Origin of the sequence: Mesorhizobium argentiipisi (SeqCode) (assembly GCF_037179585.1) — a bacterium.
GTDB lineage: Bacteria > Pseudomonadota > Alphaproteobacteria > Rhizobiales > Rhizobiaceae > Mesorhizobium > Mesorhizobium argentiipisi.
The window spans coordinates 455,779-468,553 of record NZ_JAPYKO010000001.1; the positions used below are offsets into that span (position 1 = coordinate 455,779).

At 64.4% G+C, this 12,775-nt stretch carries 12 protein-coding genes; 10 read left to right on the plus strand and 2 right to left on the minus strand.

Annotated elements, in window-relative coordinates; all coding sequences use genetic code 11:
* Nucleotides 1–20 precede the first annotated feature (20 nt).
* From O7A05_RS02115 to O7A05_RS02150, 8 genes are all read left to right on the plus strand, one after another.
* A complete protein-coding gene (locus O7A05_RS02115) occupies nucleotides 21–956 on the plus strand; it encodes a LysR substrate-binding domain-containing protein (RefSeq protein ID WP_337091275.1) in 936 nt (311 codons plus the stop codon).
* Nucleotides 957–1,055: 99 nt separating this feature from the next.
* Nucleotides 1,056–4,166 (plus strand): excinuclease ABC subunit UvrB, encoded by a 3,111-nt coding sequence (gene uvrB / locus O7A05_RS02120; RefSeq protein WP_337091276.1) that lies wholly within the window; start codon nucleotides 1,056–1,058, stop codon nucleotides 4,164–4,166.
* 120 nt (nucleotides 4,167–4,286) lie between these two features.
* Nucleotides 4,287–5,204 carry a DMT family transporter gene (locus tag O7A05_RS02125; protein ID WP_337091277.1) on the plus strand — a complete coding sequence of 306 codons (918 nt, stop codon included), beginning with the start codon at nucleotides 4,287–4,289 and terminating at the stop codon, nucleotides 5,202–5,204.
* Nucleotides 5,205–5,447: 243 nt separating this feature from the next.
* Nucleotides 5,448–6,974, plus strand: coding sequence for an ABC-F family ATP-binding cassette domain-containing protein (locus O7A05_RS02130; RefSeq protein WP_337091278.1), 1,527 nt, complete (start codon nucleotides 5,448–5,450; stop codon nucleotides 6,972–6,974).
* 112 nt (nucleotides 6,975–7,086) lie between these two features.
* Nucleotides 7,087–7,476: a nuclear transport factor 2 family protein gene (locus tag O7A05_RS02135; RefSeq protein WP_337091279.1), complete on the plus strand. Its 390-nt coding sequence runs from the start codon at nucleotides 7,087–7,089 to the stop codon at nucleotides 7,474–7,476.
* Between the two features lie 93 nt (nucleotides 7,477–7,569).
* Nucleotides 7,570–7,752: a hypothetical protein gene (locus O7A05_RS02140; protein ID WP_224587753.1), complete on the plus strand. Its 183-nt coding sequence runs from the start codon at nucleotides 7,570–7,572 to the stop codon at nucleotides 7,750–7,752.
* A gap of 259 nt (nucleotides 7,753–8,011) precedes the next feature.
* Entirely contained in the window at nucleotides 8,012–8,428 is a 417-nt protein-coding gene (locus O7A05_RS02145) for a VOC family protein (protein WP_127864537.1), read from the plus strand.
* A gap of 182 nt (nucleotides 8,429–8,610) precedes the next feature.
* Nucleotides 8,611–8,964: a DUF1428 domain-containing protein gene (locus O7A05_RS02150; RefSeq protein WP_337091280.1), complete on the plus strand. Its 354-nt coding sequence runs from the start codon at nucleotides 8,611–8,613 to the stop codon at nucleotides 8,962–8,964.
* Nucleotides 8,965–9,245: 281 nt separating this feature from the next.
* Here O7A05_RS02150 and O7A05_RS02155 read toward each other — a convergent pair whose 3' ends face one another.
* Nucleotides 9,246–10,901 (minus strand): tetratricopeptide repeat-containing sulfotransferase family protein, encoded by a 1,656-nt coding sequence (locus O7A05_RS02155; RefSeq protein WP_337091281.1) that lies wholly within the window; start codon nucleotides 10,899–10,901, stop codon nucleotides 9,246–9,248.
* Between the two features lie 171 nt (nucleotides 10,902–11,072).
* On the minus strand, nucleotides 11,073–11,459 hold the full coding sequence (locus O7A05_RS02160) for a Kazal-type serine protease inhibitor domain-containing protein (protein WP_337091282.1): 387 nt from the start codon (nucleotides 11,457–11,459) through the stop codon (nucleotides 11,073–11,075).
* A 450-nt stretch (nucleotides 11,460–11,909) separates the two neighbouring features.
* Between O7A05_RS02160 and O7A05_RS02165 the strand changes: the two genes are divergently transcribed.
* Both O7A05_RS02165 and O7A05_RS02170 read left to right on the plus strand, forming a co-directional pair.
* Nucleotides 11,910–12,122, plus strand: a complete 213-nt coding sequence (locus O7A05_RS02165; RefSeq protein WP_140821513.1) for a cold-shock protein — start codon at nucleotides 11,910–11,912, stop codon at nucleotides 12,120–12,122.
* Between the two features lie 236 nt (nucleotides 12,123–12,358).
* Complete coding sequence (locus tag O7A05_RS02170) at nucleotides 12,359–12,571, plus strand: cold-shock protein (RefSeq protein ID WP_006202521.1); 213 nt, start codon at nucleotides 12,359–12,361, stop codon at nucleotides 12,569–12,571.
* Nucleotides 12,572–12,775 lie beyond the last annotated feature (204 nt).

Genomic DNA, 12,775 nt, shown 5'->3' on the forward strand with positions numbered 1-12,775 from the left:
TTTTGAGGTACTCTCAATCCATGACACCTCTTCGCGACCTCCCTCTGTCGGCTTTGCGTGCGCTGGCCGCCGCCGCGCGCACCGGCAGCCTGACGCGCGCCGCCGACGAACTCGGCGTGACACCGGGCGCCGTCGGCCATCAGTTGCGGCAGTTGGAGGACCGGCTTGGCGTCAAGCTGGTTCGGCGCGAGGGCAACGGCATCGCGCTCACGCGCATTGCCCAGGCGGCGCTGCCCGACATCGACCGCGGCTTCGACGCGCTGGCCTCCGGGCTGCGGCGGCTGCGGTTCGAGCGCCGCGCCGATACCTTCACCATCGCGGCCGATCCGTCCTTCGCTTCGCTTTGGCTGGCGCCGCGCCTTGGCAAGGTCGGCGCGGCTCTCGGCAGACTGGACGTGCGCATCGTCGTGTCGATCGCGTTGGATTCGATGCTGGAGGAAGGCATCGACCTCGCCATCAGCTACCGCACCAGCTCGGCCAGGGACCTCGCATCGGCCGACCTCTTCACCGAAAGGGTGATCCCGGCCTGTGCCCGGGCGTTGATCGGGAACCGCACAGATCAAGACAGCGCCGAAGTGCTCGACCGCCTGCCCCTCCTCCACATCGACCAGACGATGGGCGACGACGTCTACCCCACATGGGCAAACTGGTTCACCGCCGCCGGCCGCCAGCGCCAGAACATCGACCACGGACCGCGGTTCCCCTTGACCGTGCTGGCCGCGCAGGCCGCGATTTCCGGCATGGGCGCGCTGCTTGCCAGCGAACTGGTGCTGAGGGAGCATCTCGGCTCCGGCCAACTCGTCGAGATTGCCCGCGAGGTTCCGGCATTGACCATCAAGCGCCGCCTGGTCTGGCCGGTGGACGGACCGAAGGCCCGCCGCGCGGCCGCCGTCGCCAAGGCGCTTGCCGCTGTTGCTATGGCGGAGGCGGACGATCCCGGGCCCATCGGATCATGACGCCCCTCCTGACAGCCTTCTGTCAGCAGCGTCCACGCGCGGCCGGAGCCCTTTCACTCGGCTCTTTCCATTTCGGCCGAGTCCACCCATATTCGGGCCATGGCCAGACATCCTGACAAGAAGACGCCTTCGCAAGACGGCGCGCCGAACCGGCGCAGTCCGCTGACCGAGTTCCTCGATGCCGCCGAACCGCTGGAGCCCGGCGGCTTCGCGGAAGCGCCGCAGGCCGACTTTTCCGGCGCGCCGCTGACCGGCTCGATCTCCGATTGGGCCGGGCAGATCGAGCGTGAAGCTGAAAAGCAGCCGAAGGCGAAAGCCCCGAAGAAGATCCCTGAACGCTCGTCGGCGCCCGGGCGCACCGCGCGCGGCACCTCGATGGGCGGCGCCGCGTCGGCCAAGGAGCGCGCGGCCGCCGGCCTCAACCCGGTAGCCGGCCTCGACATCAGCCTGGAGGATGCCGAGTCGGTTTCCTCCAGCGGCGTCACCGCGACTGTCGCGGCGCTGTCGGCGCTGATCGAATCCGGCAATCCGCTGCACAAGGACGGCCAGTTGTGGACGCCGCACCGTCCGGCCCGGCCGGAAAAGTCCGAAGGCGGCATTGCCATCAAGATGGTGTCGGATTTCGAGCCCGCCGGCGACCAGCCGACCGCCATCAAGGACCTCGTCGAAGGCGTCGACCGGAACGACCGCACCCAGGTGCTGCTCGGTGTCACCGGCTCGGGCAAGACCTTCACCATGGCCAAGGTGATCGAGGAGACGCAGCGCCCTGCCCTGATCCTGGCGCCCAACAAGACGCTTGCCGCGCAGCTCTATGCCGAGTTCAAGAAATTCTTCCCCGAGAACGCGGTCGAATATTTCGTCTCCTATTACGACTATTACCAGCCGGAGGCCTACGTCCCCCGCACCGACACCTATATCGAGAAGGAATCCTCGATCAACGAGCAGATCGACCGCATGCGCCACTCGGCGACGCGCTCGCTGCTGGAGCGCGACGACGTCATCATCGTCGCCTCGGTGTCCTGCATCTATGGTATCGGCTCGGTCGAGACCTATACGGCCATGACCTTCCAGATGCAGGTCGGCGACCGGCTCGACCAACGCTCGCTTCTCGCCGATCTCGTCGCCCAGCAATACAAGCGCCAGGACATCAACTTCGTGCGCGGCTCGTTTCGTGTGCGCGGCGACACGATCGAGATCTTTCCCGCTCACCTGGAAGACCGGGCCTGGCGCATCTCGATGTTCGGCGACGAGATCGAACAGATCACCGAGTTCGATCCGCTCACTGGTCAGAAGACCGGCGAGCTGAAGAGCGTCAAGATCTACGCCAACTCGCACTATGTGACGCCGCGCCCGACCTTGAATCAAGCTATCAAGTCGATCAAGGAAGAGCTGCAGCATCGCCTGCAAGAGCTTGAAAAGGCTGGGCGTTTGCTGGAAGCGCAGCGGCTGGAACAGCGCACGCGCTTTGATCTCGAGATGCTGGAGGCGACCGGCTCCTGCGCCGGCATCGAGAACTATTCGCGTTACCTCACCGGCCGCCGGCCGGGCGATCCGCCGCCGACCTTGTTCGAATATGTGCCCGATAACGCGCTGATCTTCATCGACGAAAGCCATGTCACCGTGCCGCAGATCGGCGGCATGTATCGCGGCGACTTTCGCCGCAAGGCGACGCTGGCCGAGTATGGTTTCCGCCTGCCGTCCTGCATGGACAACCGGCCGCTGCGCTTCGAGGAATGGGACGCCATGCGCCCGCTGTCGGTGGCGGTTTCGGCGACACCCGGCGCCTGGGAACTCGAGCAGTCCGGCGGCGTCTTCGCCGAGCAGGTCATCCGCCCGACCGGCCTGATCGATCCGCCGGTCGAGATGCGTCCGGCCAAGAGCCAGGTCGACGATGTTGTCGGCGAGATCCGCGACACCACCCGGGCCGGCTATCGCACGCTGGTCACCGTGCTGACCAAGCGCATGGCCGAGGACCTCACCGAATATCTGCATGAGAACGGCATCCGCGTCCGCTACATGCATTCCGACATCGACACGCTGGAGCGCATCGAGATCCTGCGCGACCTGCGTCTCGGCGCCTTCGACGTGCTGGTCGGCATCAACCTGTTGCGCGAGGGCCTCGACATTCCCGAATGCGGCTTCGTCGCCATCCTCGACGCCGACAAGGAAGGGTTCCTGCGTTCCGAAACCTCGCTGATCCAGACCATCGGCCGCGCCGCCCGCAACGTCGACGGCAAGGTCATCCTCTATGCCGACCAGATCACCGGCTCGATGGAACGGGCGATGGCCGAGACCAACCGCCGCCGCGAGAAGCAGATGGAGTGGAACGCCGCCAACGGCATCACGCCGGAATCGGTCAAGTCGCGCATCGCCGATATCCTCGACTCGGTCTACGAGAAGGACCATGTCCGCGCCGACATTTCTCAGTTCACCGACGATGCCGGCGCCATGATCGGCAACAATTTGAAGACGCATCTCGAGGCGCTGGACAAGCAGATGCGCGACGCCGCCGCCAATCTCGACTTCGAGAAGGCCGCCCGCATCCGCGACGAGATCAAGCGGCTGCGTGAGATGGAGCTTGCCATCTCCGACGACCCGCTGGCGCGCGAGGTGGAAAGCCAAAGTCCTGCATCAGGCCGCGAAAAGGGCAAGCACAACAAGGGCGTGGCCAGACATCGCACGGCTGAGGAACAGGAGCGTTTCCGCAAGCTCGATGAGGCACGCGCGGCCGAAGAGGCGGCAAAGGCTGACCGGCCTAACCTCTTCCGCAAGCCGCATCTCGACGAGATGGGCGCCGACGGCGCCGTGCCGGTGAAGAAACCGCTCTTCGCCAAGCCGTCAATCGACGACATGGGACCCGGCACGGACATGGCGACGCCCGCCGGCGCGGTGTCACGCTCGCTGTTCAAGAAGCAGAGCGCGCAGGAAGCGCATGGCTCCGATTTCGGCATTCCTGGCGACCGGGCCAAGCCATTGTTCCGCAAGAACTCGCTCGACGAGATGACGGTGCGGCGCACGGAGAAGCCGGTCGAGGGCAAGAAGCCGGTGAAGCCGCAGCCGGTCTCGCCGGAGGCGAATGCCGCCAGAACCGAAGCGCGCGACGACAAGCCCGTCATCCGCCAACGCTCAGGCATCGGCTCTTACGAGGATCCGGCCGACGAGCGCCGGCAGAAACGGCGGCCGAGCAAGACGGGACGGCCAGGACAGTAAGGACATCGCTGCAGCCGCGAGGCGGGAAGGAAGCTGGCCCATCAGCCTCCGCTTGCCATGTGCACGCGCAAACGCTAGGCGACGGCTCCGTCCTCCGCTCTCAATCCTGCCGCCGCCGACATGAAACCCAGAGACATCGCGTCCTATGTCTTCCTGGCCCTGACCTGGGGGCTGTCCTTTCTTGTCCTGTTGAAAACGGTTCAGGCCTTCGGCTGGATCGGCGCGGTGACGTTGCGTGCCTTGATTGCCGGCGGCGCACTGTTCCTGCTGGCGATGGCCACGCGCCGGCGGCTCGACTTCAGCGCCGGCTGGCGCCACTTCGCGGCGGTCGGCGCCACGACGGTCGCCGCCCAGCTGATCGGGCTTTCCTTCGCCACGCCGCGTATCGGCACCGCAATGGCCGCTATCCTCGTCGCCGCCATCCCGCTCTTTTCGATGATCCTCGGCCAGCTGTGGGGCCTGGAGCGCATCACGCTGCGTGGACTGTCGGGGCTGCTGATCGGCACGGCCGGCATCGGGCTTCTGGTCGGCTTCCCGGCGGTCCCGGTGACGCCGTCTTTCCTCATCGGTTGCGCCGCTTCGCTATTCAGCTCGTTTTCGGCGGCCTTCGGCAGCAATTATGTCAGCCGCCACCTGCGCTCGGTCGGTTCGCTCGAAGTCACCAGCGCGGCTTTCCTTTTCGGCGGGCTGATGACGTTGCCCTTGTTGTTCTTCGTACCGGTGCCGGCGATGCCGCACATCGTCGATTTCCTCTATCTCGCCATCCTCAGCTGCGTGATGAGCGCGCTGACCTATGTCGTCTATTTCCGCCTCGTCGCGAGCATCGGCGCCTCCAAGACGATCAGCGTCGAATTCGCGGTCACGGTGGTCGCCGTCCTGGTCGGCACGATGCTGCTCAAGGAGCCGCTCTCGGCCGTCCAGGGTTTAGGCGCGGTCGCGATCATTGCCGGCTGCATGCTCGTTCTCGACCCTTTTCCGCGACGGGCCAAATCGCTGCCCCAGGCTGCGCCCTTGCCATCGGCCACGCCTTTGGTGTAACCCCTGCCCATACTCGAACGTCCAGCAAAGGAGGGCTGCGTGCATTTTTATCGCCACCGTCAGCGCGGCCCTGTCTGTGCCCTGCGAGCTTGCTTGCAGGGCTGACCAGGACGGTCCGGGTTTTCCCGCTTCGATTTTTGGTCTGCCCTTCGTGGTGTCGCTGAATCTGGCCTGATGGCCCGCCGGCGCACCGTCAAAGTGCATCACAGCCCGAGTTCCTCCGGGCAGACCAGAGAAATCGACATGGCCCTGATCAGCCTCAAATCCCTCGGCGTAACCATGAGTGCGCCGCTCTTCTCCAACCTCGACCTCATCATCGGCGCCGGCGACCGGCTCGGCATCGTCGCAGCCAATGGCCGTGGCAAGTCCACACTTCTCAAATGCCTGGTGGGCGCGTTCGAACCCACCACCGGCGATATAGCAAGGTCGCGCGGCCTGCGCGTCGGTCATGTCGAGCAATCCGTTGCCGACGCGCTGCTCGACCGCAGCTTCCATGATGTCGTCGCCGATGCCCTGCCGCCCGAACAGCGCGACAGCGAGTTCTGGCGCGTTGACGTCGTGCTGGATTCGCTCGAGGTGCCGGAGGAACTGCGCGGCCGGCCGATGCGCGCGCTGAGCGGCGGCTGGCAGCGGCTGGCGCTGATTGCCCGCGTCTGGGTCACCGATCCGGACGTGCTCCTGCTCGACGAGCCGGCCAATCATCTCGACCTCGCCAGGATCAGCCAGCTCGAGACATGGCTCAACACGCTGCCGCGCGACGTGCCGGTCATCATCGCCAGCCACGACCGCGCCTTCCTCGATGCCACCACCAACCGAACGCTTTTCCTGCGCCCGGAAGAGTCGCCGGTGTTCGCGCTGCCCTATTCCCATGCCCGGCAGGCGCTCGACGAGCTCGACGCCTCGACGGCGCGCAAGTTCGAGCGCGACATGAAGATCGCCCAGCAACTGCGCAAGCAGGCCGCCAAGTTGAACAATATCGGCATCAATTCCGGCAGCGACCTTTTGACGGTGAAGACCAAGCACCTCAAGGAACGGGCCGAGAAGCTGGAGGATGCCGCCATACAAGCGCATCGCGAGCGCTCGGCCGGTGCGATCAAGCTGGCGAACCGCGGCACCCACGCCAAGGTGCTGATCACGCTGGAGGACGCGGCGGTCGAAACCCCTGACGGCACGCTGCTGTTCAGGACCGGCAAGCGCCACATCTGCCAAGGCGATCGCATCGTGTTGCTTGGCCGCAACGGTGTCGGCAAGACACGCTTCATCGCGATGATCCGCGACGCCGTCGCCGAACCGGGGTCGGTCGCAAACATCAAGGTGACGCCGTCGACCGTGCTCGGTTACAGCGACCAGGCGCTGTCGGGCATCGATGGCGACGACACGCCGCTGGCGATGGTCTCGCGCCGCTTCGAGGTCGGCGAGCAGCGCGCCCGCTCGCTGCTCGCCGGAGCCGGCGTCGCCATCGAGATGCAGGAGAGGAAGATCGGCGTCCTGTCCGGCGGACAGAGATCGAGGCTGATGATGCTGGTGCTCAGGCTCATCCATCCCAATTTCTATCTGCTCGACGAGCCGACCAACCATCTCGACATTGACGGCCAGGAGGCATTGGAGGACGAGTTGCTGAAGCATCAGGCGAGCTGCCTGCTTGCCTCGCATGACCGCTCCTTCATCCGCGCCGTCGGCAACCGTTTCTGGCTGATCGACAAGCGGCGGCTGACCGAAGTCGACGATCCGGAGGCGTTCTTCCGCTCGGTCGCCGAAACGCCCAGTTGAGGGACGGTGCATCAGCGGGGCCCGGCATTCAAAGTGCTGTCGGCCCGGCAATACTTTTCCACTCGCTAAAAAAGGAGCATGTTGAGCTGCTTAGCCATGGAGGGACCGGGCCATGCGTGCAGTGGATATCGTCAGCAATCTTTACCAAGCCTATGCGGACCGCGACATCGAGGGCGCCTTGTCTCGGTGCTCCGAAGATGTCGTGTTCCGCTGGATTGCCGATCCCCGGCAATCGCGGCATGCCGGCACCGCGCACGGCAAGCAGGAATTCCTCGCCAGGCTCCTGGCGCTCGACGACGACTTCGAGTACCGGCACTTCGTTCCGGTCGAGATCATCGACGGCGGCGACAAGGTCGCCGCGCAGGTCGAGATCCATATGACGCGCCGCGCCACGGGCGAGGAGTTCATCATGCGCACCGCCAATTTCTGGACGGTCCGCGACGGCGAGATCATCGAGATGGTGGAATATTACGACACGGCGCTGGCGGCGTCGGTGTTCTGAAAAAAGATCGAGGCGATCTGTCGGATCGCCGATTGCCGCCTCGTCCTTGGGATGCCGACACGATGATGCCGGCATCAACCAGGGAGAAGCAACATGTCGGTACTGTCATCCATCGGCCGCCTTGCCAACCGGTATGCCCAGGCACGCGCCCGTCACCGCAGCGAGCGCATTCTGCTTTCGCTGCCGGCCGAACTGCGCAAGGACATCGGCTTTCCGGAGATTTTCGAAACGCGCGAAAGCCGCCGCGCCGCCACCTTCTCGGCGAAGGTCATATAAAACGGAGCCTTGAATGCCAATGTTTCCTGGTCCCGCCGAGTGTCCGGACTATCGGAGCCGGCCCTTAAGAATTTTTCGTCAGGCATGTAGGATCACCACCGCCTCATCCGTCCTCGGAGCAATTCCAGGAAAACTGTGAACCGGTTTTCCGTTCGAAATTGCGTAGAAATGAAGAGACCGGGCGGTTCGCCGTTTCCGTGAAACGGTGAAGCGTCCGGGGCCGCAAGCCAGATCAACCCCCGTGAAGAGGAACACGAGAATGAACGACCAGACCCCGCCCCGCGCCAAGGTCCTTGGCGGATTGACCCCCTACCTGCAGGTCGACGGCGCCATCAAGGCCGCCGAATTCTACAAGAAGGCTTTCGGCGCCGAGGAAGTGTTCGCCTATCCGCCGGACGATAAGGGCCGCACCATGCACATCCATCTCTACGTCAACGGCTCGACGCTGATGCTGGGCGATGCCTATCCCGAACACGGCCATCCGCACCAGGCGGCACAGGGTTATACGCTGCAGCTTCATCTCGGCAGCGACGACATCGATGCCTGGTGGAAGCGCGCGGTGGATGCCGGCTGCGAGGTCGTCACGCCGCTGCAGGTGATGTTCTGGGGCGACCGCTGGGGCCAGGTAAAAGACCCCTTCGGCGTCGCCTGGGCGATGAACGCGCCGGTGAAGTGAGCCCGCCCACCTCTCCACCTGTGTGAGAGGTCGGATTGCCCCGATTTGGCCTTCGCGAATCGGCTGGCAATCCGGGTGAGGGGTAAGCGCCGAGCTGGCGCACCGCTCATCCGTCTCGGCGCTGCGCGCCGATCCACCTTCTCCCACAGGGGATAAAGAGACGTCACAAAGAGGAGTTCAGCATGTCCTATGTCGATGGTTTCGTGCTTGCCGTGCCGAAGGCAAATCTCGATGCGTACAAGAAAATGGCTGAGAACGCCGGCACCGTCTGGATGGAGCACGGCGCGATTGCCTATGTCGAATGCGTCGGCGACGACGTGCCCTATGGCGAGCTGACCTCGTTCCCGCGCGCCGTGCAGGCGAAGGACGACGAGGTCGTCATCTTTTCCTGGGTCGTCTACGAATCCAGGCAGAGCCGCGACGCGGTCATGGCCAAGGTGATGGCCGACGAGCGTCTCAAGATGGACTGGTCTGCCATGCCGTTCGACGGCAAGCGCATGATCTTCGGCGGCTTCCAGCCGTTCATCGAGCTTTGAGGAGCGACGGAACGCCAGTGTCGGCTGATCGCAATCATTTGCGATTGGCCGAGACGCTCGTCAGGTTGTCATCCACGGGCGGAGCAAGGAGCGAAGCGACGCGGCGCAGACCCGAGGATCCATTCCGTTACCGATGAGCTTTGCAGCGATGCAGAACGACCCCTGTTCTGCGCCGCCTTTAATCTTCGCGCGCGCTCACGGAATGTATCCTCGGGTCTGCGCGTCCGCTTCGCCCATGGATGACGAAGTTCGGGCGCTTCGGCCAATCACTGACGCGTGTGCTAGTTCAGCCGATCAAGCAGCGGCTTCAGCCGGTCCCCATAACGCTTCCACAGATCGACGGAGCCCTGATACATCGGCTGGCGCACCTGCGCCGCGGAAGCGGTGCGGACCGGCCGGTCCGTCTCGTGGAATGACAGCACCTTGTCGTCCCAGGGCAGGCCGAGATACGCCATCAGCGCCCGTGTCTGCCCTTTCTGGTCGGCGACGAAATCCTCATAGCGCACATCATGCACGACGCCCGGCAGCACCTTGTGCCAATGCGCCATGATGTCGGTGTAGAGGTTATGGAAATCGGCGAGCTCGCCGAGGTCGTAGCCGTAGCGGTGGCTGTCGCCGCGGAAATGCACCTTGAAGATCGACAGGCACGTGGCCGCCGCATCGCGCGCGCAATGGACGATCTTGGCCTTCGGCAGCATCATGTGCAGGAAGCCGACCAGAAGGAAGTTGCCCGGCATCTTGTCGGTGACGTGGCGATAGCCCGGATAGCGGCTATGCAGCATGTCGAGATAGGCCTGGCCGGCTTCGGCGAAGGCCTTGTCCGACATGTCGGCGATCCCGGCGGGGAAGCCGCCCGGCATGCTCATCGGAAACTGCTTAGCGACGGCCGTCTTAAGGATGTTCAACTCGCCCGCGCCGAAAACCTGCGGATGGCTGGCGATGATCTGCTCGACCAGCGTGGTGCCGGAACGCGGCATGCCGACGACGAAGATCGGCGTGTCGTCGGAAATACCGCTTGGCCTGTGCTTCTCGAAGAAGGCTGCGTCGAAGGCCGCCTTCATCGCCTCGAATTCGCCGCGCGTGCGCGCGGGATCGTAGTCGATCACCTTGCGGCGGATGGCATTGCCCTCGGCGAAATAGTCGAAGGCGCGGCCATAATCCTTGAGGTCGTCATTGACCTTTCCCAGCCCGAAGGAGAGCTGCATGCGCGCGAGGCTGCCTTGCGGCGCCTTGGCATGCTCGGCCTCCATGCCGGCAAGCTCCTTGTCGCGCTCGGTCTGGCGTTTGACCTGCGTGAGCAGCAGCCAGGCCTTGGCCATGTTCGGGGCGATCGCCAGCGCCTGGCGAGCGCGGTCGGCCGCCTCGTCGAGCTTGCCCTTCTCCATCATCGCGACGCCCAGCCCGTAGAGAAGCTCGGCGTCCTTCGGGCGGATCGACAGCGCCTCGCTGAACAGCTTGATCGCCTCGTCCAGCCGCCCGGCCTCCTGCATCGTCTCGGCAAGGCCGATGCGCGCGCGGACATGGAACGGGTTGCGGCCGATGGTGCCGCGGTAGATCTCCTCGGCCGCGTCGAACTGGCCGAGCTGCTTCAGCGACGAACCGAGATTGTCGCGCGCGGCCAGCTGGTCCGGCCGGATATCCACGGCGCCGCGGAAGAAATCGACCGCGGCGGCGACGCGACCGAGGTCGCGCATGACCGTGCCCATATTGTTGAGGAAATCGGCATTCTCGGGCTGCAGCGTCACCGACTGCTCGATGAGATCGAGCCCTTCCTCGCTCCTGCCGGTCTGGTGCAGCAGCAGCCCGAGGAAATGCAGCGCAGCGGCATGGTTCGGCTGCTGCCCCAGAACCTGCCGGTACAGCGCCTCGGCCTCCTGGCGCCGGCCGGCCTGGTGCAGTTGCAGCGCCTTTTGGACATAAGGATCGAGCGGGTTCACCGAGCCACCTGGCCTGCCACCGGCGTTTGCCGCTCTTCTGCGATCTTTGTTAATGGGAAACCTGCCGTATTTGTTGGTCCGCCGGACCTAAGCCATGCGGACAAGAGATTCAAGACAAAGCGTCAGCGCGCCTCGCGGTGTCCATCTGCGCGAATGGACACCGCGGTCCTCTCAGCACGGGCCGTCGCCGACGATGCGGTAGTCCGCCGCGCGCGCTTCGCACGCGTTCGGGAAGGTCCGCACTTGCCCGTGGCGCCTGGCGCAGACTGGAGCGTATTCGCGCGTGCAGAAGGCTTGTTCTCCTCCACCACCGCCGCCGTCGCGGCAAGCACCCTCTCGCACGATGCGGTAGCCTTCCCTTTCGGCCAGGCAGGCATTGGCAAAAGTCTGCCGGTCGCCGTCGCGCCGGGCGCAGACCGGCTGGTATTGCATGGTGCAGAGCTGCGGATGCGGCCCGGGCGGGCGCGGGTCATCGTCAACGACGGCGGTGCAGGCCGCCAGCAGCGCGGATAGCATGAAAACGACAACGCCGTGCCGTGCCACTGCAAGAAGCCGCATATACCCCTCCTCCATCCCGGCCGTGATGCCGGCTCGCGGTATCCTCGCATCCTGCGCGGTAAAGGCAACCGTCGTTTGTGGAGCCGCGGAACCCGTCGTCGCCACCTTCATTCTGGCCCATGCTTGGCCCGCCTCTGGCCGATGACCCGCGGTGGCACGGGCTCTATCGAAGCCCCAGCGTTGGACGCGCCGCAGGCCGCCCGCGAGCGTCGTCTTGCAACCATCACGTTTCCGTGTAATAAAAATCACGTTCGGGCATTTGCGACCCGGAGAGCGGAACGTTTTGGACGACCTTTCCCCGATAAGTGTGAATCTCTGACAACCCCGTTTTTCGGCGGGGGGTTTGACCATGCGCGAATGCATGACCGCCGAAGCAACCACCGGGATTTGCCCGAGGCGCGAGGCAGCGGGCGAACCACAAGACTGACACGGGTGAAGGAGTTTTCCCCAATGGCCCAGACCGGTACCGTAAAGTTCTTCAATGCCACCAAAGGCTTCGGTTTCATCACGCCGGATGGCGGCGCCAAGGACGTGTTCGTCCACATCTCGGCGATCGAGGCTTCCGGCCTGCGCACGTTGGTCGACGGCCAGAAGGTCACCTTCGACGTCGAGCCGGACCGCATGGGCAAAGGCCCGAAGGCGGTCAACCTGCGCGCAGGCTGATCGCCGGACCGGCCTGTCCTTGCGCACGCAGCGGTGCGGCAGGGTCATGAACCGGCTTCTGGACAGGCCTGAATTGCGAAGGCGCGGCCGAAACGGTCGCGCCTTTTTTGCGCGCAAATGCTTGGATCGGCAGGCGAAAACTTTCTCTTGCCGATAGCGCTAAAATAAAGGACAAATTTCCTCTCGGGCAGTTTGCCGGCCCGAGACTTGACTTGATGGGATCAAAGGAGTTTCCCATGCCGCAGACCGGCACCGTCAAATTCTTCAACCATGCCAAGGGCTTCGGCTTCATCACGCCCGATGATGGCGCGAAGGATGTCTTCGTCCACATTTCGGCCGTGCAGGCGTCGGGCCTTCCCGGTCTTGAGGATGGGCAGAAAGTGACATTCGACACCGAGCCGGACAAGCGCGGCAAGGGTCCGAAGGCCGTCAATCTGTCGATCGGCTAGGCCGGCTCACGACGGGTCCGACGGAGGTTATTTGAGGCGGGACCGCTCCCGCCCGGCATTGGGTTGTGCCCGAGCACTTGAATCGCCAAGCTACGAAAAATCGTTTTTGCCGGTTTCGTTCAGCCTCCGTTCAGCCACGGTCTCCTATTAACTTTTGCTAAAGCCGGTCCGTATCCCCTGAAAAATGCGCGGGCCGGCGCGAAG